Source organism: Amycolatopsis sp. MJM2582, assembly GCF_000754115.1.
Taxonomy (GTDB): domain Bacteria; phylum Actinomycetota; class Actinomycetes; order Mycobacteriales; family Pseudonocardiaceae; genus Amycolatopsis; species Amycolatopsis japonica.
In genome coordinates this window covers 1,093,633-1,112,184 of record NZ_JPLW01000001.1, presented here as the reverse complement: position 1 = coordinate 1,112,184, position 18,552 = coordinate 1,093,633, and the positions used below count along the sequence as shown (strand labels likewise).

Annotated in this window: 22 protein-coding genes; 15 read left to right on the top strand and 7 right to left on the bottom strand. The window is 68.6% G+C overall.

Features of this window, described 5'->3' with window-relative positions:
* Positions 1-127 precede the first annotated feature (127 nt).
* The 9 genes from ED92_RS05515 to ED92_RS41610 all read left to right on the top strand — a co-directional run bounded on the left by ED92_RS05515 (position 128) and on the right by ED92_RS41610 (position 7,610).
* Entirely contained in the window at positions 128-964 is an 837-nt protein-coding gene (locus tag ED92_RS05515; RefSeq protein ID WP_037336073.1) for a LytTR family DNA-binding domain-containing protein, read from the top strand.
* A complete protein-coding gene (locus tag ED92_RS05510; protein ID WP_037333690.1) occupies positions 961-1,479 on the top strand; it encodes a hypothetical protein in 519 nt (172 codons plus the stop codon). Before ED92_RS05515 ends, ED92_RS05510 begins: the two co-directional genes overlap by 4 nt.
* Before the next feature lie 31 nt (positions 1,480-1,510).
* On the top strand, positions 1,511-3,301 hold the full coding sequence (locus tag ED92_RS05505; protein ID WP_037333687.1) for a cation acetate symporter: 1,791 nt from the start codon (positions 1,511-1,513) through the stop codon (positions 3,299-3,301).
* Positions 3,302-3,440: 139 nt separating this feature from the next.
* Complete coding sequence (locus ED92_RS05500; RefSeq protein WP_037333683.1) at positions 3,441-3,785, top strand: DUF485 domain-containing protein; 345 nt, start codon at positions 3,441-3,443, stop codon at positions 3,783-3,785.
* Positions 3,782-5,413, top strand: a complete 1,632-nt coding sequence (locus ED92_RS05495) for a cation acetate symporter (RefSeq protein WP_037333680.1) — start codon at positions 3,782-3,784, stop codon at positions 5,411-5,413. Before ED92_RS05500 ends, ED92_RS05495 begins: the two co-directional genes overlap by 4 nt.
* 47 nt (positions 5,414-5,460) lie before the next feature.
* The gene (locus tag ED92_RS05490; protein WP_007030524.1) at positions 5,461-5,811 is read left to right on the top strand and encodes a rhodanese-like domain-containing protein; all 351 of its coding nucleotides are present in this window, start codon (positions 5,461-5,463) and stop codon (positions 5,809-5,811) included.
* 44 nt (positions 5,812-5,855) lie between these two features.
* Positions 5,856-6,782 (top strand): DUF4328 domain-containing protein, encoded by a 927-nt coding sequence (locus tag ED92_RS05485; RefSeq protein WP_052120292.1) that lies wholly within the window; start codon positions 5,856-5,858, stop codon positions 6,780-6,782.
* Between the two features lie 75 nt (positions 6,783-6,857).
* Positions 6,858-7,157, top strand: coding sequence for a hypothetical protein (locus ED92_RS05480; protein ID WP_037333677.1), 300 nt, complete (start codon positions 6,858-6,860; stop codon positions 7,155-7,157).
* Between the two features lie 27 nt (positions 7,158-7,184).
* Entirely contained in the window at positions 7,185-7,610 is a 426-nt protein-coding gene (locus tag ED92_RS41610) for a type II toxin-antitoxin system VapC family toxin (protein ID WP_037333674.1), read from the top strand.
* 155 nt (positions 7,611-7,765) lie between these two features.
* On the opposite strand, the gene ED92_RS05470 is transcribed toward ED92_RS41610, so the two are convergent.
* Together ED92_RS05470 and ED92_RS05465 are read right to left on the bottom strand one after the other, a co-directional pair.
* On the bottom strand, positions 7,766-8,935 hold the full coding sequence (locus ED92_RS05470) for a cytochrome P450 (RefSeq protein WP_037333670.1): 1,170 nt from the start codon (positions 8,933-8,935) through the stop codon (positions 7,766-7,768).
* Positions 8,936-8,995: 60 nt separating this feature from the next.
* Positions 8,996-9,208, bottom strand: coding sequence for a hypothetical protein (locus ED92_RS05465; protein WP_037333665.1), 213 nt, complete (start codon positions 9,206-9,208; stop codon positions 8,996-8,998).
* A 289-nt stretch (positions 9,209-9,497) separates the two neighbouring features.
* On the opposite strand from ED92_RS05465, the gene ED92_RS05460 reads away from it, so the two are divergent.
* The 4 genes from ED92_RS05460 to ED92_RS05445 all read left to right on the top strand — a co-directional run bounded on the left by ED92_RS05460 (position 9,498) and on the right by ED92_RS05445 (position 12,364).
* Positions 9,498-10,379: a DUF5926 family protein gene (locus ED92_RS05460; protein ID WP_016330593.1), complete on the top strand. Its 882-nt coding sequence runs from the start codon at positions 9,498-9,500 to the stop codon at positions 10,377-10,379.
* 74 nt (positions 10,380-10,453) lie between these two features.
* Positions 10,454-10,807 (top strand): DUF952 domain-containing protein, encoded by a 354-nt coding sequence (locus tag ED92_RS05455; RefSeq protein WP_037333661.1) that lies wholly within the window; start codon positions 10,454-10,456, stop codon positions 10,805-10,807.
* Positions 10,808-11,012: 205 nt separating this feature from the next.
* A complete protein-coding gene (locus ED92_RS05450; protein WP_037336067.1) occupies positions 11,013-11,525 on the top strand; it encodes a SigE family RNA polymerase sigma factor in 513 nt (170 codons plus the stop codon).
* Complete coding sequence (locus ED92_RS05445) at positions 11,522-12,364, top strand: hypothetical protein (RefSeq protein WP_037333658.1); 843 nt, start codon at positions 11,522-11,524, stop codon at positions 12,362-12,364. Before ED92_RS05450 ends, ED92_RS05445 begins: the two co-directional genes overlap by 4 nt.
* A gap of 67 nt (positions 12,365-12,431) precedes the next feature.
* Here ED92_RS05445 and ED92_RS05440 read toward each other — a convergent pair whose 3' ends face one another.
* The 3 genes from ED92_RS05440 to ED92_RS05430 all read right to left on the bottom strand — a co-directional run bounded on the left by ED92_RS05440 (position 12,432) and on the right by ED92_RS05430 (position 15,163).
* Positions 12,432-12,983, bottom strand: a complete 552-nt coding sequence (locus ED92_RS05440) for a ferritin (protein ID WP_037333655.1) — start codon at positions 12,981-12,983, stop codon at positions 12,432-12,434.
* Positions 12,984-13,140: 157 nt separating this feature from the next.
* Positions 13,141-14,352, bottom strand: a complete 1,212-nt coding sequence (locus tag ED92_RS05435; protein ID WP_052120290.1) for an arginine deiminase — start codon at positions 14,350-14,352, stop codon at positions 13,141-13,143.
* 13 nt (positions 14,353-14,365) lie between these two features.
* Complete coding sequence (locus ED92_RS05430; RefSeq protein ID WP_037333652.1) at positions 14,366-15,163, bottom strand: CPBP family intramembrane glutamic endopeptidase; 798 nt, start codon at positions 15,161-15,163, stop codon at positions 14,366-14,368.
* Positions 15,164-15,186: 23 nt separating this feature from the next.
* On the opposite strand from ED92_RS05430, the gene ED92_RS05425 reads away from it, so the two are divergent.
* The gene (locus tag ED92_RS05425; RefSeq protein ID WP_037333649.1) at positions 15,187-15,648 is read left to right on the top strand and encodes a PPOX class F420-dependent oxidoreductase; all 462 of its coding nucleotides are present in this window, start codon (positions 15,187-15,189) and stop codon (positions 15,646-15,648) included.
* On the opposite strand, the gene ED92_RS05420 is transcribed toward ED92_RS05425, so the two are convergent.
* Positions 15,645-16,436 (bottom strand): DUF2470 domain-containing protein, encoded by a 792-nt coding sequence (locus ED92_RS05420; protein WP_037333646.1) that lies wholly within the window; start codon positions 16,434-16,436, stop codon positions 15,645-15,647. The genes ED92_RS05425 and ED92_RS05420 overlap by 4 nt on opposite strands.
* Before the next feature lie 94 nt (positions 16,437-16,530).
* On the opposite strand from ED92_RS05420, the gene ED92_RS05415 reads away from it, so the two are divergent.
* Positions 16,531-17,538 (top strand): hypothetical protein, encoded by a 1,008-nt coding sequence (locus ED92_RS05415; RefSeq protein ID WP_037333642.1) that lies wholly within the window; start codon positions 16,531-16,533, stop codon positions 17,536-17,538.
* A 264-nt stretch (positions 17,539-17,802) separates the two neighbouring features.
* Here ED92_RS05415 and ED92_RS05410 read toward each other — a convergent pair whose 3' ends face one another.
* Positions 17,803-18,543 (bottom strand): hypothetical protein, encoded by a 741-nt coding sequence (locus ED92_RS05410; protein ID WP_037333639.1) that lies wholly within the window; start codon positions 18,541-18,543, stop codon positions 17,803-17,805.
* Between the last annotated feature and the right edge of the window lie 9 nt (positions 18,544-18,552).

The window sequence follows — 18,552 nt, the reverse complement described above, 5'->3', positions numbered from 1 at the left end:
CGGCGAGGCGGTTCGTGTCACCGGAAAAGATGACGGCACCGGCCACCCCGGGCGCGGGGGTGCCGGTGCCGTCCTTTCGTTCGACTTTCGTGAAGCGGGCTGGACAAGAAACCCGGCAATGGGCAGGATGCGTCTCACTGTGAGTGCTCACGATGACACCCGGAAGCTCATCGTCCTGGCGGTGGACGATGAGCCCAAAGGGCTAGACGAACTCGTCCACTGTCTCCGGAACAGCCCGCACGTCGCCCTGGTCTACCCGGCGATCGACGCTTCGGAGGCGCTGCGCCTGCTGTCCGCGGACGATCCGAGGCTGGCCGATCGCAAGGCCCGTGGCCTGCCGATCGTGGACGCGGTGTTCGCCGACATCGACATGCCCGGTCTGTCCGGGATGGAGATGTCGCGGGTGTTCGCCGCGCTGCGCCCGTCGCCCGCGCTGGTCTTCGTGACGGGACACGCGGAAGAGGCGGTCAACGCCTTCGACCTCGGCGCGCTCGACTACGTGCTCAAGCCGTACCAACAGGATCGTCTCGACCGCGCGATCACCCGCGTGATCGACAAACTCGCCGCCAACGCCGCGCCGAAGTTCGGCCCGGAAGGCGGCCTCGGGCAGGTCAAGAACGACGACGAGGTCATCCCCGTCGAACTGGCGGGCACCACCAAGCTCATCCCGCGGTCTTCGGTCCGCTGGGTCGAGGCGCAGGGCGACTACGCCCGGCTGTTCACCAACGACGGCAGCCACCTGGTCCGCATCCCGCTCGCCCAGCTCGAAGAACGCTGGGAGAAGGCGGGTTTCGTCCGCATCCACCGGTCGTTCCTGGTCTCGCTGCCGCTGATCACCGAACTGCGCATGGGCCAGGGTGGCTACCAGGTCGTGATCGGTAACGAGGAGAAGGTGCTGCCGGTGAGCCGCCGCCACACGCGCGCCCTCAAGGACAGGCTGGTCGGCGCCAACCGGTCGTCGTGACCGACGACTACTACCGCCGCGTCAACGGCGTCCGTGAGCCGGACCCGACGCTGGGCAAGCGCAGGAAACCGGCGCAACCCGAGGGCGCCGCCGTCGAGCCCGTGCCGGGCGCGCCGTCCGGTCCGAAGCACGAACAGGCCAAACCCGAACATCACGCGAAACCCAAGCGGCAGCGGGTGATCCTCGCCGATCCGCGGCAGGCCACCAGCACCCTGCGGGCCAGGGTCGAGCTCGAAGAACAGACCAGCTGGGGAAAGCTCCTGGTCAAGGATCTGGTGAAGATCCAGCTGCGGACGGCCTCCTGGCTGGCGCTGCTGGTGATGGTCACGCTGTGTTCGCTTCCCGTGCTCTTCTACCTGATCCCGTCCTTCGGACGAGTGGTCGTCGTGGGCATTCCGTTGCCCTGGTTGATCCTCGGCGTGGCCCCTTTCCCGTTCCTGTTCGGGATCGGCCTTTGGTACAACCGGCTCGCCGAACGTCATGAACGCGACTTCGTCGACATGATCGAGAACTGATTGCGGAGCTGCACATGCGAGGATCCACACCGTGCAGCTGAATCCGTGGGCCATGGCCGGCATCGTGCTGGTGGCGGTCCTGACCTTCTATCTGGGACACCGCTCCTCGCGGTCGGCCGTCAGCACGCACGATTTCCTCGTCGCCCGCCGCACCGTGCGCTCCCGGCGCAACGCCGCCGCGATCTCCGGTGAGTACCTGTCCGCCGCGTCGTTCATGGGCGTCGCCGGCATCGTGCTCAAGGACGGCGCCGACGCGCTGTGGTTCCCGATCGGTTTCACCGCCGGCTATCTCGCGCTGATGCTGTTCGTCGCCGCGCCGCTGCGGCGGTCCGGCGCGTACACGCTGCCGGACTTCGTCGAGATGCGGCTGGGCTCGACGATGCTGCGCCGCGTCTCGACGGCGTTCGTCGTGTTCATCGGGATCCTTTACATGGTCCCGCAGTTGCAGGGCGCCGGCCTGACCCTCTCGACGATCTTGCCGGTGCCGGTGTGGGCCGGAGCGCTCCTGGTCACCTTCGTGGTCGGGTTCAACGTGATCGCGGGCGGGATGCGCGCGATCACCGTCGTTCAGGCCTTCCAGTACTGGCTGAAACTGTTCGCCATCGCGGTGCCCACGTTCATCCTGTGCATCGTCTTCCTCGGCGCCGGACCGCCGGGCAGCGCGCGCCCGCTCGGGCAGCCCGCACCGCCGACCTTCCCCGAGAACACCACGGTTTCGGTGCAGGCCGACGTCACGCTGAAGGTCACCTCGGTGACCGTGCTCGAGGCCTACGGCCAGGTGGAAGGCGCGCGCGCCAACGGTTTCGCGGTATGGGCGCCGGAGGTCGCGCACAAGGTCGCCAAGGGCACGACGCTGAAGTTCACCGCGGGCACCCCGGTGCCGGTGGTCAGCGACGCGCCCACGTCCAATGGCGACTGGCTGCGGCCCGGTTCCGGCAGTCTCACCGATCTGCTGCAGGTCTACTCGCTGATCCTCGCGACGTTCCTCGGCACCATGGGCCTGCCGCATGTCCTGGTCCGCTTCTACACCAACCCCGACGGCAAGGCCGCGCGCCGCACGACGGTGCACGTCCTGCTGCTGCTCGGCCTGTTCTACCTGTTCCCGACGCTGCTGGGCGCGCTGTCGCGGATGTACGTCCCGGAACTGCTGGTGACCGGGAAGACCGACGCCGCCGTCCTGCTGCTGCCGTCCGCGGTCCTGCCGGGACTCTGGGGGCAGATCCTGGGCGCGGTGACCGCGGCCGGCGCGTTCGCGGCGTTCCTGTCGAGCTCGTCCGGGCTGCTGGTGAGTGTCGCCGGGGTCGTGTCCACCGACGTCCTGCCCGGCCGCGTCCGTGATTTCCGGGTGGCGACGGCGATCGTGGCGCTGATCCCGTTCGGGCTGGCGGTGCTGCTGCCGTCGGAGGATCTGTCCCTTTCGGTCGGGATGTCGTTCGCGCTGGCCGCGTCGACGTTCAGCCCCCTGCTGCTGCTCGGGGTCTGGTGGCGCAAGCTCAGCTGGCCCGGTGCGCTGGCCGGGATGCTCGTCGGCGGCGGACTCGTGCTGACCGCGCTGGTGGTCAACATCGTCAGCAAGTACACCGGCGGCTGGGCGCCGTGGTTCTCGAACCAGCCCGCGCTGATCACCGTCCCGGCCGCCTTCCTGACCACCTACGTGGTGAGCCGAGCGACCGGGTATGGGCGGCCGGACGACGTCCACGGCGTGATGCTGCGGCTGCACGCACCCGATCCGCTCGGCTTCATGCGGGATCGTGCGGTCGCCCGGTTCGGGCAGGCCGAAGAGAAGACCCGCACCACCGGAAAAGGCCGTCACCGGAAGTAAATCACTCTTTCGAGTCGCGACCCTCTACGCAGAGTCGTACCGTTCACTCAAATGGATTGATCCTCTGGAGCCCTATGAGGGGCATGATCTTTCGTGACAACGAAGTCATGGAATGGTCGCGGCAGGTGGGAGGTCCGACATGAGCGAGACCGATCAAGACCTGGGTTCCCAACCGGAATCCGACTGGGAAAAGGTCCAGGCGAGTCCGGAATTCACCGAGCTGCGACGACGGCTACGGGTATTCGTTTTCCCGGTGTCGGCCCTGTTCCTCCTCTGGTATCTGCTGTACGTGCTCCTCGCCGACTACGCGACCGAGTTCATGAGCACCAAACTCTTCGGCAACATCACCGTCGGCCTGGTCTTCGGCCTGCTGCAGTTCGTGTCCACCTTCGTGATCACCGGCCTTTACGTCCGGTACGCGAACCGCAAGCTCGATCCGCTCGCGGACAAGATCCGGCACGAGATCGAAGGGACCGAACGGTGAATACGCTGGCAGCGGGCGTACAGGGCAGCAGTCCGGCGCTCAACATCACCATTTTCGCGATCTTCGTGGCGATCACACTGGTGATCGTTTTCCGGGCGAGCCGGAATACGAAGACCGCGTCCGACTACTACGCCGCCGGGCGCGCGTTCACCGGTCCGCAGAACGGGATCGCGATCTCGGGCGACTATCTTTCCGCGGCGTCGTTCCTGGGTATCGCCGGTGCGATCGCGATCAACGGTTACGACGGTTTCCTCTACTCGATCGGATTCCTCGTCGCGTGGCTGGTGGCGTTGCTGCTGGTCGCGGAACTGCTGCGCAACACCGGCAAGTTCACCATGGGCGACGTGCTGGCGTTCCGGATGAAGCAGCGTCCGGTGCGCGCGGCGGCCGCGATCTCCACGCTCGCCGTGTCGTTCTTCTACCTGCTCGCGCAGATGGCGGGGGCGGGCGGTCTGGTGAACCTGCTGCTCGGTATCGAGGGGAACCTCGGCCAGGACCTGGTGATCGCCGTCGTCGGCGTGATCATGATCCTGTACGTGCTGATCGGCGGGATGAAGGGCACCACCTGGGTCCAGATCATCAAGGCCGTCCTGCTCATCGCGGGTGCGTTCGCGATGACGTTGTGGGTGCTCGGGAAGTACGGCTTCAACCTCTCCAGCCTGTTCCAGGCAGCCGTCGACAAGGGCGGCCGGACCGGGGAAGCGCTGCTCGGCCCGGGCAAGCAGTACGGCAAGACCGGCACGACGAAACTCGACTTCCTGTCCTTGGGCATCGCGCTGGTGCTCGGCACCGCGGGGCTGCCGCACGTGCTCATGCGCTTCTACACGGTGCCGACCGCGAAGGACGCACGCCGTTCGGTGGTGTGGGCGATCGCGCTGATCGGCATCTTCTACCTGTTCACCCTGGTGCTCGGCTACGGCGCGGGCGCGCTCGTCGGCCCGGACGTGATCGCGAAGGCGCCGGGCACGACCAACTCGGCGGCACCGCTGCTGGCACTCGAACTCGGCGGCCCCGTCCTGCTCGGCTTCATCGCGGCGGTGGCGTTCGCGACGATCCTCGCCGTGGTCGCGGGGCTGACGATCACCGCGTCGGCGTCGTTCGCGCACGACGTCTACGCCAACGTGATCAAGAAGGGGAAGACCGATCCCGACAGCGAGGTCCGCGTCGCGCGGATCACCGCGCTGGTGATCGGGGCGGTCGCGATCGTCGGCGGGATCCTCGCGAAGAACCAGAACGTGGCGTTCCTCGTGGCGCTCGCGTTCGCGGTGGCGGCGTCGGCGAACCTGCCGACGATCCTGTACTCGCTGTTCTGGAAGCGGTTCAACACCCAAGGCGCGTTGTGGAGCATCTACGGTGGTCTCGCGGTCTGTGTGCTGCTGATCGTGTTCTCGCCGGCGGTGTCGGGCAAACCCGTCGACCCGAAGACGGGCAAGAGCGCCTCGATGATCCAAGGCGTCGACTTCCACTGGTTCCCGCTGGACAACCCGGGCATCGTCTCGATCCCGGTCGCGTTCTTCCTCGGCTGGCTCGGCACCGTGCTGTCCAAGGACCACAACCAGAAGAAGTACGCGGAGATGGAGGTCCGCTCGCTCACCGGCGCCGGGGCGGAAAAAGCCGTCAAGCATTGAGTTGTTCTTCACGCGCGCGCAACGGGACGGGATGCGAGGATGGCAGGGTGGTGAGCCCTGCTGACATCCCGACCGTCGCCGTCCGTGATCTGCCGAAGGACGGCGTCGCGCTGCTCGACGTCCGCGAGGACGACGAGTGGGCCGCCGGGCACGCTCCCGGCGCCAAGCACATCCCGATGGGTGAACTGCCCGCGCGCGTCGGCGAACTCGACGACCTGCCCGACGACCAGCCGGTCTACGTGATCTGCCGCAGCGGCGGCCGGTCCGCGCGCGCCGCCGCGTGGCTCAACGCGAGCGGCTGGGACGCGGTGAACGTCGCCGGCGGGATGGGCTCCTGGAAGCAGGAGGGGCGCCCGATGGTCGGCGACCATCCCGGCGTCGAGCCCGAAGTGCTGTAACCGTGCAGCCAGGCCACTACCCACCGAGGGCGCCCCTGTCGCCGATGCCGCCGGTGCGCCCCGCGCCGATGCGGCAGCCGGTGCGCCATCGCGTCCGCTGGGTCGCTTCGCCGCCGCCCGGCGCGCTGCCGCAGCGTCGCAAGCCCGTGGCCGAGCGCTACTCCGGTCCGCCGTCATATCCGGTCCCGCCGAGGTGGGGCTTCCCGAATCTGGCCTGGCGCCGCCCGACCGCCGTTCCCGGGACGGCGTCCGGCGAGGTCACCGCAGGGGAGCGGCTGCGGGTGATCACGCGCAGCCTGCTGCCGGTGCTGTGGACTTTCGCCGCCCTCGCCGTCATCGCGTCTGCCGCGGAAATCTGGCGCTACGTCCTGCTGGTGCAGAGCCGCGACTCCGCGCTGTCGACGTCCGTGGTCTCGGTCTCCGACACCTTCGTGATCACGGCCGGTCTGCTCACGACGATCCTTTCGCTGCTGCCTGCCGGGCTCACCGTGTGGTGGCTGCTCGTCGCCAGGCACGCGGCCGCGGACGTCACCGGCGAGGCGCCGCCCAGGCGGCAACGGCATGTGCTGGCCTTCGTGCTGGTGCCGGTGGTGAACCTGATCATGGTGCTGCCGGTCGTCGCGGAACTCGAACACGCCGTCCTGCGGCGGACGCGGGAAACGCGGCCGAAGCCGTCGCGGCTCGTGCTGATCTGGTGGGGCGTCTGGGCCCTCAACTGGGTGCTGCTCGCGCTGGTCATCGTCTGGCGGTTCCGTGACGGCGTCCAGGCGCTGGCCGACGGCGTCGTGCTGGTCGCGCTGACCGATCTGACCGCGGGTGGGCTGGCTGTGGTGACCGCGCTGCTCGTGAAGCGCATGTCCGGGCTGCTCGCTCCTGTTGAGGAGAAGCGCCTTCGGCTGCTTCGCGTGCTGAAGGTGGATGGGGTTCCGGAGCCGGAGCGGCGCGAACGTCCCGCTTCCTCCGTGCGCTGACGCAACTTTTTCACTAAACGTTGAATGCGGATTCACGCACTCCGCTGACGAGGGATCAGCCTGTAACATGGCGGTATGAGCGAGCAGCGGAAGTGCGACCTGCCTGCCGGGGAGACCGGCCGGGTGCGGTCTGCTGCGAGCGGTCTGTACAAGTCGTCCGCTGCCAGGACGAAGAAGGTGAAACAGCCTGTGACAGGGCGAGTTTCACCTGGCACTAAAACGGGGCTCACCGGGCATGGGATCCGTCGGCCTGAGGCGACCCCGGACGAGCCGTCGAAGCCGTATTCCTTACCGTCCTTCCTGGGCATGTTCGATCTTCCCCCCGACGCGTCCGAGACGGTGAAGGCCGTGGTGCGCGGCCGGGACGTCGCCTGAGTTCGCGGCGGGAACAAGCGAAGATCGATGGCGCGCCCGATCGTGGTGGACGCTGGTCCGCTCATAGCCATGGCCAGCCGGAAAGACGATCACCACCAGGCGGTGGTGGGGTGGCTCGCGACCGCGGCGACCCGTGATCTGCTGGTGCCGTCGCTCGTACTGACCGAGGTGTGCCACTACATCGAAAAGTACCTCGGTGGCGAAGCCGAGGCGGCGTTCATCGAAGGACTCATACGCTCGCCTCAGTTCGCGATCTATCACCCCATGGACGACGATTTCCGGCGGATGGCCGTCCTGATGCGCCAGTACTCGGATTGGCCGCTCGGCCTGGCGGACGCGGCCGTCGTGGCCACGGCCGAACGGCTGAAGACGGTCGAGGTGGCCACTGTGGATCGCCGGCACTTCGAGCACATCAAGCCGGTGCATGTTTCGCACTTCACGCTCTACCCCTGACCTGGGGAAAGAGAGCAAGGGACCTTTGCTACCACTCGCCGACGCCGGGTGAGATCCCCGCGCTGGTGGTCTCGGTGGGGGTGAAGGGGACTTTCACCGCATGCGACGCGGGTAAAGCGCCCTTCACCTCACGGCCCGCCCCAGGCGCAGGACCGTCAAGCCGTGGTCACCCGGAGCGAGCGCAGGCCGCGGATCACGAACTCCGGCCGCCGCTCCGGCTCTTCCGCGAGCTCCAGTCCCGGCAGCTTCGAGGCAAGGGAGGACAGCGCGGCCGCGATCTCCACCCGCGCGAGCGGGGCGCCGACGCAGTAGTGGATGCCCATGCCGAAGCCGAGGTGCGCGTTCGGCGTGCGGCCGATGTCGAGTGTGTCCGGCCGGTCGAAGACCTTCGGGTCCCGCGCGGCGGCGCCGAGGAGCGCGCCGATCTTCTCGCCCTCGGCGATCCGGAACCCGGCGATCTCGACGTCGACGGTTGCCGTCCGCTCGAAAAGCTGCAGCGGCGCGTCGAAGCGGATCAGCTCCTCGACGCACGGGTCCAGGAGATCCGGGGAGGCCAGCAGCCGCTCCCACTGGTCACGGTGGGTCAGCAGCGCGTTGACGCCGTTCCCGATGACGTTCACGGTCGCCTCGTGTCCGGCCATCAGGAGCAGGACCGCGGTCGCGACCAGTTCGTCCTCGGTGAGCTCACTGCGCAGAAGGTCGCTGATGATGTCCTCGCCGGGGGAGTTCGCGCGTTGCTTCGCGACGTCGCGCAGGTAGTCGACGAACTCCGCGGCCGCGGCTTCGGCGGCGTCGCGCTTGTCCTCGGCGAGCCCGTACTCGTACATCTTCACGATGTGGTTCGACCAGGTGACCATGCTCGGCCCCTTGTCGACCGGGACGCCGAGAAGTTCCGCGATGACGGCGACCGGCAGCGGCTGCGCGAGGTGCGCCAGCAGATCGGCCGAGCCGGTTTCGGCGATCTCGGCGGCGAGGCCGTCGACCATGCCGTCCGCGAGTTCGGCGACCATCGGCCGCAGCCGCTGGACGTGCCCGCGCCCGAACGCACCCGCGATCACCCGCCGCAGCCGCGTGTGGGCGGGCGGCTCGTTCTCCAGCAGCGAGTTGCGGTGCAGGAGGTTGAACGACGCGAACCGCTCCACCGGCAGCGCGTCCTGCCAGATCCGGCCGAGCCCGCGATGCCGGAGGACGGCGGCCGACGCCGCGTGCGACACCGCCACGGCGATGCCGAGACCGTCGTGCCGGTGGACTTCGCCGCGCTCGCGGAGCTCGGCGAAGGACGGGTACGGATTCGCGAGGAAGGCCGGGTCGGCGAGGTCGAACACCCGCCGACTGTAACCCGGCCGGGCGCCGCGCCGGGGTGGCCGCCCCGGCGCGGCAGGGAGCTACAGATGCAGCCAAAGCCCCAGGTGCAGGTGCAGCCCGTGATGGTGATGCCCGTGGTGATGGCCGACGCACAGCAGCAGGCAATGTCGCGCCTGGTCGGCTCTGTCGGACTGCGGCGCGGCCGAAGCCGTGCCCACCGCGGGCCCGGCCAGCATCAGACCGAGTGCCACGGGAAACGCGGCCAACGCGGCCCGGCGCTTCGAGGTGCTCATCTGTGATCCCTTCTCCGCACTACGGCACCGGATGGCGCCGTGATCGAGTATTCGGTGCGGTACGGGCAAAACGGCAGGCTGATCACCCGCGATTAGATCGTCCGGATGATGACAACCGTTTTCAGTCACGTTTGCGTGGTACCCGGATGGCCGCTGAAACCCGCCGATCAGGTCGATCCGGTGGCCCGCCGGGTGTCGTCCGCGACGTCTTCGTCACCAACCCCGGGGGCCTTACGAGGCGCGCGCCTTCCCGCGATAGCGTTCCGAACCGAGCTTTGAGGAGGCTGACGTGGGCAAGGGTTCGCGCAAGAAGGGTCCCAAGACGACCTCGGACCGCAAGCCGAAGGTGCGCGACGTCTTCGTCGGCCAGCCCTTCGAGGGGCTCGCGGCGGAGACCGAACTGATCGCGCTGCGCGAGTTCGTCCCGTCGGCGACGGCGGCGCTCACGCTGGGCTCCGGCGAGAAGGTCACCCTCGGCACGGTGCTGCCGATGGCGGCGGCCGCGTTCGTCCGGTCCGACGGCGAGCGCTACATCGGGATGCAGGTGCAGACCCGGTCCTCGGACATCAGCCGCGACCTCGGCCGCGCGCTCAAGTGGGTGCTGGAAGCCAAGGAGGGTGACGTGCTGTCCGTGCCGGACACCACGACGCCGCCCACCGCCGACGAGAAGGCCCGCCTGCAGGACCTGCTCGACACGGACGTCGAACTCGACGTCACGCTCTACAACGACTTCGCCTGGTGGCTGCCCGAGGACGCCGACGCGAGCGGAGACGTCGCCCTGTCCCTCGAGCGCGCGAACGCGGCGATCATGCCGACCGAACGCCTCGGCGCGGGCGCGTACTGGGTGCTCGCCGGGGAGAAGGCGCATCTGCGCTGGGTCCGCCCCGAGCCGGAGAACCTGCTGCTGCAAGCGCTTGCGCGGCTGTCCGCGGCCGGTGAACTCGGCCTCGGCGAGGGCTCTCGCTACGCCGGATCGTTCCGCGCGCACGGGCTGCTCGTCCCGGTGTGGGACCTCGACCCCGAGGCCCACGCCCGCGAATGGGCCGACGCGAAGGACCAGCTCGGCACCCGGCTCGAGGCGGCCCTGAAGTCCCTCGACACCGAGCCGCTCAACGCCGCCGAGCGCCGCTCGCGCGACGGCCTCATCGGCCGCCAGCTCACCATCCGCTGATCCGCTTCCCACGCATTTCGTCCTCTGGATGCGGAGCCCCGCATCCAGAGGACGAAATGCGCGAGGATGGGCGCGTGATCCTCCATATCTGCACCAAGGACGAGTGGGCTTCGGTGCCCGAAGGCGACGTCTACACCGCCGCGTCGCTCGAATCCGACGGCTTCATCCACTGCTCGGACCCGGGAACGGCGCATATCCCGGCCAACGCCGTGTTCCCCGGCCGCACCGATCTGGTGCTGCTGGAGATCGACCCGGCGCTCGTCGGCGCACCCGTCGTCTGGGAGGACGGGGACCCGCCGCATCCGGCCGGTATCCAGTTCCCCCACGTGTACGGGCCGATACCCCGTAACGCCGTGGTGGCCGTTCACGAATTCCCTGTTCAGGGGGACGGTTCGTTCAGAATTCCCGAGTCCGTGTCGAAACGTTGACGCGGGCAACTCCTCGGCGAGACGAGCGTCTCCCGAACTGGTTCGCGGCTGAAGACAACCTGTGGGGGCGGTCATGCGTTTCGGGAGAGGTGGGCCGGGCAGACCTGGCCAGGTGACCCCGGGAGGAGGCGATACGGTGACCGCTGCCGCGACGGTCATACCGGGGACCGACGTCTGGGGGGCCGGCGAGAGCCGGAACAGCGCCGTGTCGGGTGAGCTCACCGACTTCGGCGACTTCGTGCGGGCCAGCCTTCCGGGGCTGCTGAGGTACGGGCACGCCCTCACCGGGAACCCGCACGACGCCGCCGACCTGGTCCAGACCGTGCTGGAGAAGATCGGCTCCCGCTGGTCGTACGTCCAGCACAAGACCGGCGACCCGATGGCCTACATCCGCCGTTCGATGGCCAACGCGCACATCAGCCGCTGGCGCCGGACCAAACGCGAGAGCCTCGTCGCCGACCTCCCGGACGTCGAGCCGTACAGCCCGGCCGATCCGTTCGAGCACGAGCCGCTGTGGCAGGCGCTACGCGCGTTGCCGCCGAGGCAACGCGCGGTGATGGTCCTGCGTTACTACGAAGGGCTGTCCGAGGCGGAGATCGCGGATTCGCTCGGGGTCAGCCAGGGCACCGTCAAAAGCCAGGCGAGCAAGGCCATCGCGTCGCTGCGGACGAAGCTCGCGTTGTTCGAGCCCAAGGGCGAAGGGAGGGAAGCGGGATGAACATGTCCGAAGAGGACGTGCAGCAGAGGTTGCGCGACCTGTTCGCCGACGAGCGGTTGGCCGTGGGGTCCACGCTGAATCCCGAGGCGATCGTCGCGGGCGCACGCCGTCGCCGTCGCCGCCGTCAGCTGATGCAGACGACGAGCGGGATGGCCGCCGCGGTGGTCCTGCTGGGCGGTGGGCTCACCGTCTTCACGATCCACGACAAGGACAACGGCGCGGCCTTCCCCGGCGGCGACCAGCTCACCATGGGCGCGGCGTCGTCGAGCCTGGCGCAGCCGGGGCCCGGAAGCTCGGCGCCGCCGGCCTCCGCGCCGGTGGAGCAGCCGAACCCGACCACCGTGCCGCCGCACTCGACCGCCTCGGACGGGCCGGTCAAACCGCCGAAGAGCACCGCCGCCACCAAGCCGCCCACCCAGCGCAAGGTGACCACTGGCGCGCTGCTGACCTCCGCCGGTTTCGGCAAGCTCCGGCTCGGGATGAGCGAGTCCGAGGCGGAGGCCACCGCCGGTCCGCTTCGGGCGAAAGAAGTCCGAGGCACCTGCACGTACGGCTACGCGGAAGGGGCCGCCGTGCCGGCGCCGACGTCGGTGTCGCTGACCGAGGGCGACGGGATCACCGTCATCAACCCGGCGGGCACGGTGCACACCCCGGAGGGGATCGGCGTCGGCTCGAGCGAGGCGGACATCCTCGCCGCCTATCCCGGCAGTACCAAGGACGGCAGTGCCTACGTCGCGCCGGTCAGCGCGGTGAGCGCGTACCGGATCTCCGTGTCCGACGACGGATCGGCCGTCGGCATCCTGCTGACGAGCATCAACCAGGACTGTCAGTTCAGCTGACGCACGAAGAAAACCCGGGCTTCTCCAAGGGGGAGAGCCCGGGTTTTCTCCGTGGTGGGAGCGTTGGTCAGAGCGCGCCGCCGGCGACCGGGGGCATCCCCGCGTCGGCGCCGCCGTCACCGACGGACTCGCGGTGCAGGTGGTTCTCCACCTCGAACAGGTTGCCGTCGGCGCGTTTGACGATGTTGAGCAGCGTGGACATCTGGGAGATCTCCTCGACCTGCTCCTTGAGGAACCACTGCGTGAACTGCTCGCCGATGTAGTCCTCTTCGGCGCGCGCGGCCTTGGCCAGCTGCTGGATGTCGGTCGCGACGTCCTTCTCCTGCTGCAGCGCGAGCTCGATGAGCTCACGGACGTCGGAGAAGTCGTTGCGCACGTCGCCGGTGCCGGGGATCTCCACGTGGTGGTCGGTGTCCAGCATGTACTGGACCAGCGCCATCGCGTGGTTCCGCTCCTCGACGGACTGCTTGTAGAAGTGCTTCGCGAGCTGCGGCAGGTCCTCGGCGTCGAACCAGACCGCCAGCGCGATGTACTGCTGGGAGGCGTTGAACTCGTTGTGGATCTGCGCCTGCAGCAGTTCGTAGAACTTCGAGCGCGGTTGCTTCTTGATGAGGGCCATGTGTTCGACGATACGTCAGGTCCCTATTCGATTTCCACTTTTCTCTGGTGATGTCCCCCCTATTAGGTTACCATTACCGACAATAGGTCCGCCTCAATTAAGTAAGCCTTCCCTAATCAATGGAAATCAATTAGGGAAGGCTTACTTAATTTCTGTTTCAGATGCTTTCGCGCCGGATCGGGCACGACATGCAGCGCGGGCCGCCGCGGCCGGAGCCCAGCTCGGACCCCGTGATGGCCAGGACCTCGATCCCGGCTTCCTCCAGGCGCGCGTTGGTTTCCACATTACGTTCGTACCCGATGACCACGCCGGGCGCGAGGGCGAGGGTGTTGTTCCCGTCGTCCCATTGCTCGCGTTCGGCGGTGACCGGATCGAGGCCGGTGTCGATGACGCGGAGCCGTTCGATTTCCATTGCTTCGGCGGCCGCGGTGAGGAATGGGGCGGGGCCTTCCACCTTCACCGAACCGTCGTCGGTCGGTCGCATGGTGAATGCGGTCAGTGAATCACGGGAAAGCGGATACATGACGACCGCGTCGGCCGCGACCATCGTGCAGACGGTGTCCAGATGCATGGTCGCGCGGGTCTGCTGGATCGGGACGGCGAGCACGGTGTGCGCGATCCCGTCGGCGAACACGGACCGGGCCAGCGACTCGGCACCCGCCGCGGTCGTCCGCTCGCCGACGCCGATGGCGAGGACGCCCGGCGAGAGCAGCATGACGTCGCCGCCTTCGATCGGCGCCGAATGCGCGCCGTACGCGCGGGCGGCGTGGCGGAACCAGGGGTGGTAGGCGTAGATGAGGTCCAGCACCGCGGTTTCGCGGACGCGCGCGGGCATGGTGAGCGAGGAGACCGCGACGCGGTCGCCGATCCACGCCGACGAGTCACGGGTGAACAGCAGGTTCGGCAGCGGATCGACGGCGAAGTCGTTCGGGTGGTTCATCAGCCGGACCAGGGAGGCGCCCTCGGCGGCCGGAAGTTCCTCGAAGGTCATCCCGGCCATCAGGACCTCGGCCAGCGTCGCCGGTGCCGCGCTCGAAAGGTGGGAGCGGAGCGAATCGGCCAGGTCGGGCCCGAGGCGGCGCTCGTCGACGGCCGCGTGCACGCCCGCCGCGTGGGCGCGGGTGTCCGAGAGCGCCGTGCGCAGCGCGTCGGCCAGCAGCAGCACCTCGACGCCACGGCCGCGCAGCACCTCGGCGAACGCGTCGTGCTCCTCCTGCGCGCGGTCCACCCAGGGGATGGAATCGAACAGGAGCTGGTCGTTGTTGCGAGGCGTGAGCCTTTTGAGCTCGTTGCCGGGCCTGTGCAGCAGTACCGCGCGCAGGGGGCCGACTTCGCTGTCAACTCGGGGTGGAGTCGTCTCGTCAATCACGGTTTCACCCTAGCTAGGGAAGCCAGGAAACTCGCCCTTTGAGCAGCGCGTATCCGACGAAGGAAACGAAATCCAGCGCGGTGTGCGCGGCGATCAGCGGCCACAGCCGGTTCGTCTTCTGCCACAGCCTGCCGAACACCAGGCCCATCACGACGTTGCCGACGAAACCGCCGAAACCCTGATACAGGTGATACGACCCGCGAAGCACCGAAGACGCGACCAGTGAGGTGTTCTCGCGCCAGCCGAGCTGCCGCAGCCGGGTCAGCAGGTACGCGACGACGAGCACCTCTTCGGCGAACGCGTTCCCGAAGGCCGACAACGTCAGCGTGATCGGACGCCACCACGTCTCGCCCAAAGTGGACGGTTGCACCGACAGGCTGAATCCGAGGTTGTAGGAGAGGAAGTACAGCCCGAGTCCCGGAATCCCGATCACCGCGGCGAGCAGGAGCCCGTGGACGACGTCGCGGCCGGGACGCCGCCTGTCGAGCCCGATCTCCGCCAGCTTCATCCCGCCGCGCCACAACAGGTACAGCCCGAGCGCGCCCCAGCCGATCAGCTGGCCGGCGCTCAGGAGCTGTTTGAGCAGGTCGAGCAGGCTCAGGGTCGCCTGGGGGACGTTCAGCTGCGCCTGTTGCTGCGCGAGCGGAACCGGCTGCAGCAGCGAGTCCACAAGGGACAGCAGGCTGCGGAGCCCGGACAGGCCGAGGGTGATGCCGAAGACGACGACCAGTTCGATGACGATCGCGCGGCGGCGCGCCGGATCTTCCACGAATTCCGGCAGCGCCGGGCGTTCGGGACGCAGCCAGCTCATCGGCCGCACGTTACCGTCGGGTCATGGCAAGGAGTATCGCGACCAACGAAACCGTCGACCGGGCCGCGCTCGTCGACTTCCTGTCCACCCGTCACCGCGCCATCCTCATGACCACCAAGGCGGACGGCGGCCCCCAGCTTTCGCCGGTGACCTGCGGAGTCGACGCGGAAGGCCGCTTGGTCATCTCGACGTATCCGAAGCGCGCGAAGGTCGTCAACATCCGACGCGAGCCGAAGGTGTCCGCCTGTGTCCTTTCCGACGAGTGGAACGACCAGTGGGTCCAGCTGAACGGCACCGCCGAGGTGCTCGACCTCCCCGACTCGGTCGAGCCGCTGGTCGACTACTTCCGCGCGATCTCCGGTGAGCATCCCGACTGGGACGAATACCGCGAAGCGATGGTGAAGCAGGGCAAGAGCATCATCCGCGTCACCATCGACTCGTGGGGCCCGATCGCCAAGGGCGGCTTCCCGGCGGAACTCGCCTAACCCTGGGGAAAGTAAGGACAACCGACCAGTCGGCGGATCTCGCCGCTCAACTGCTGCGGCCCTTCGACCGGCCGCGAGAACGCCAGCCGGACGTCGTGGTCGCCGGAGTCGGCCTCGACGCGCAGCCGCAGCCCGTAGCGGTCCAGCCCGAGCGGCCGGATCCAGCCGCCGCGCAGCTCGGCGGGCACGTGCTTGGCGAGCTGCTGGACGACGTCGGCGTGGTCGGTCTCCAAATGCCGCAGCCACCCGGCCTCGTAGTCGTGGAAGGGATCCGGCGGCGCGGCGCTGAACATGTGCGGCCGGAGCGAATGCGTGCCCTCGGCGTCCGCGAGCACCAGCGACGCCGGGGTCAGCCGCAGCAGGGTCAGGCCGTGCCCGACGTCCAGCAGCCGCTCGTCCGGCCGGGTTTCGGCGATGGAGACCGCGCGGGCCCGCGCCGACACCGCGGAAAGCGGCCGGAGCCAGCCCGTGATCCACAGCAGCCCGCGAACGGGTTCGCGCAGGTCGACCGGCGCCTGATCGGTCAGTTCGACCATCACCGCGAGCTCGCCGCGCTGTGCCTCGTGCGCGCGTTTCACCAGGTGGTGCTCGTCCGGCAGCAGGATGCTGACGCTGCCGCTCGGGTGCACGTGGTGCAGCTCGGGGATGACCCGCCCGCACTGTCCCGGCAGGTCACGCTGCTCGGCGGTCGGCATCAGCGTCGCCGGCCCGTTGCGGGTGGCGATCGTCTTCGCGCGTTCCGCGGGGTTCGGCGCCGGCGGGCGGCGGATGGACGTCGGTGTGGTCACGGCTCACCTCCTGGTTAGGTTAGCCTAACCTGATCTGGCTGCCGAGTGGAAGTAGCCTGGATCACGTCTCACCGCACACGTATACGTTGACCTGGTGGAAGACCACAGAATCCGGGTGCTCGAACCACCCGAAGGAATTCCGGCGAAGAACATGCCGGTCCTGACACCCCTTCTCGACCGTCTCACCCTGACCGCCGGAACGACGTCCTTCGCGTCCGGGTTGCTCGTGGTGCTCGGCGTCTTCCTGGCGGTGTCAGGACGGTTCGGAATCGCCGCGCCCGCCTTCCTGCTCTGCTTCATGACACCGGTTTCGCTCTACTTCGGCTACCTCGTCCTTGCCGGATCGTCGCCGATGCGGAAGCTCACCGGCAAACCGTTCCGCCTGGTGAGCGGGCTGGACGGAGTCGTCGTCGCCGGTTCCCGGGTGAGTGTCCCGCTCGACGGCCGGTGGCTCGTGTTCCGGCTGCCCGCCCCGCTGCGAGCGCAATTGGCGGCGCAACGGCGGCTGTGGGTGCTCGGCCCGTTCTTCGTGCTGCCCGGTGTCATCGGCCCCCGGCGCGGCGCGTTCCGGGACGCGCCGGTGCGGGGTTCGGTGCCGTTGGCGGCCGAGCCGGTCACACCGGGACGGCTGGTCACCCTGCAAGGACGGCTGCTGGGTTCGTACTACCTGTTGGGCGCCGGGATCACGCTGGTGGCGGCCGCCTTCTCGCTCTGGGTCGCCTTCGACTATCCCGACCGCGACAGCCTCCTCGTGTCGAACACGCGCGTGCTGGCCGCCCTCTGTGTCCTCGCGACGATCGGGCTCGGTATCGCGGCCATCGTGGTCGCCCGGCCGTCACCCGAGCCGCGGTGGACCGAACTCGCCGTCGTGTCCGGGCCGGCGTCGGTCAACCTCTTCGGCATGGTCACGGTGAAAGGCCGGACGGTGCTGCCCGACGGCCGCGAGGTCACCGTCACCGCGGGCGGTTCGGATCCGTCGCTGGCCGCCAACATCGCCGCCACCGGACGGCTGTGGGTGCTCGGCGTGCCGTCGGCGGGGAAGACGGCGAAGGCCGGTGTGCCGGGGTGCGCGGTTTTCGGGCCGGTCAGATTCGGGCGGTGACGGTTGGCCGGGTTTGCCGGACGGCCCGCGCATAAGGGATACCTGCGACGGCAGATGTCTGATCTGGGTGCTTTACGCGGTTTGTGCGGGGGGTCGTGAGTGGTAAAGAGCGTTAGAACGATCATCGCCACTCACGACCCCCAGGCAATACCGCTCAAAGTGTCCAAATCGGGCACCTGAATCGCGGAAGGTGTCCCTTGTGGACAGTCAAGACGTGGCAGTTCCCGCGATGACCTCTCGACCTTGAAGCCGGCCGGGTCAGATTCAACTGAGCGAGCGCCGCGTCGCCTCCTCGGTCTCCACGACACCCCGCCGGATCCCTTCCAGCTGCTCGCTCAACTCGCCGATCGTCGTGGTGTCGAGCAGCGCGTCGCCGGTGGCGGCCGAGAGCTCGGCCGCCCTGGCGACCAGACCGTCGAGGCCGAGCGCGCCGGATCGCAGCTGTGCCACCAGTTTCCGCTGCGCGCTCGACAGTCGCGTGTGGACGTCTTCCTGTGCCTGCACCGATTCGAGCGACTGGGTCAGGTCACCGCGGATGTCGTCGTCGGCGGTCTTCAATTCCTTTCGCAGCCGGGCTTTCTCGGCCGACACCGCGCCGAGGTCCACCCGTGCCAACGCTTTCCCGGTGGCGGACGTGCGAGCGGCCAGCCGCCGGAGGGTGTCGACGGTTTCCCGCACCACCGGCTCCATGGCGGCCACCCGATCCGCGAGCGGACCGGTGTCGAGCGAAGCGGAGATCGAGCGGAAGCCGTCGGCCGCCGCTTCCGCGCGCCGCACCCAGCCCGCCTCGGGGGAACCGGGCTCGACGTCGGGTAGCGGCCGTTCTTCGGGCTCCGGCAACGGTTTCGGACGCGTGGCGGCGGCGACCCCGGCGCGGGCGGCGAGTACGGTCACGCCGACGCCGAGCGCGGCGAGCGTCGGCAGCTGCACCGCCCAGGCGGCCCCCGCCGACGTCGCCGCGAGGAGCAGTCCCCACGGTTCGGCTAGCTCACGGACGAAGCGCATATCCGAGGA

Excerpts from the sequence above, each read along its gene's own strand:
- ED92_RS41610 (WP_037333674.1), top strand. The coding sequence starts at position 7,185 with ATGGCGCGCCCGATCGTGGTGGACGCTGGTCCGCTCATAGCCATGGCC.
- ED92_RS05445 (WP_037333658.1), top strand. The coding sequence starts at position 11,522 with ATGAACATGTCCGAAGAGGACGTGCAGCAGAGGTTGCGCGACCTGTTC.
- ED92_RS05410 (WP_037333639.1), bottom strand. The coding sequence starts at position 18,543 with ATGCGCTTCGTCCGTGAGCTAGCCGAACCGTGGGGACTGCTCCTCGCG.
- ED92_RS05515 (WP_037336073.1), top strand. The coding sequence starts at position 128 with ATGCGTCTCACTGTGAGTGCTCACGATGACACCCGGAAGCTCATCGTC.
- ED92_RS05465 (WP_037333665.1), bottom strand. The coding sequence starts at position 9,208 with ATGAGCACCTCGAAGCGCCGGGCCGCGTTGGCCGCGTTTCCCGTGGCA.
- ED92_RS05485 (WP_052120292.1), top strand. The coding sequence starts at position 5,856 with ATGCCGCCGGTGCGCCCCGCGCCGATGCGGCAGCCGGTGCGCCATCGC.
- ED92_RS05440 (WP_037333655.1), bottom strand. The coding sequence starts at position 12,983 with ATGGCCCTCATCAAGAAGCAACCGCGCTCGAAGTTCTACGAACTGCTG.
- ED92_RS05500 (WP_037333683.1), top strand. The coding sequence starts at position 3,441 with ATGAGCGAGACCGATCAAGACCTGGGTTCCCAACCGGAATCCGACTGG.
- ED92_RS05480 (WP_037333677.1), top strand. The coding sequence starts at position 6,858 with ATGAGCGAGCAGCGGAAGTGCGACCTGCCTGCCGGGGAGACCGGCCGG.
- ED92_RS05425 (WP_037333649.1), top strand. The coding sequence starts at position 15,187 with ATGGCAAGGAGTATCGCGACCAACGAAACCGTCGACCGGGCCGCGCTC.
- ED92_RS05430 (WP_037333652.1), bottom strand. The coding sequence starts at position 15,163 with ATGAGCTGGCTGCGTCCCGAACGCCCGGCGCTGCCGGAATTCGTGGAA.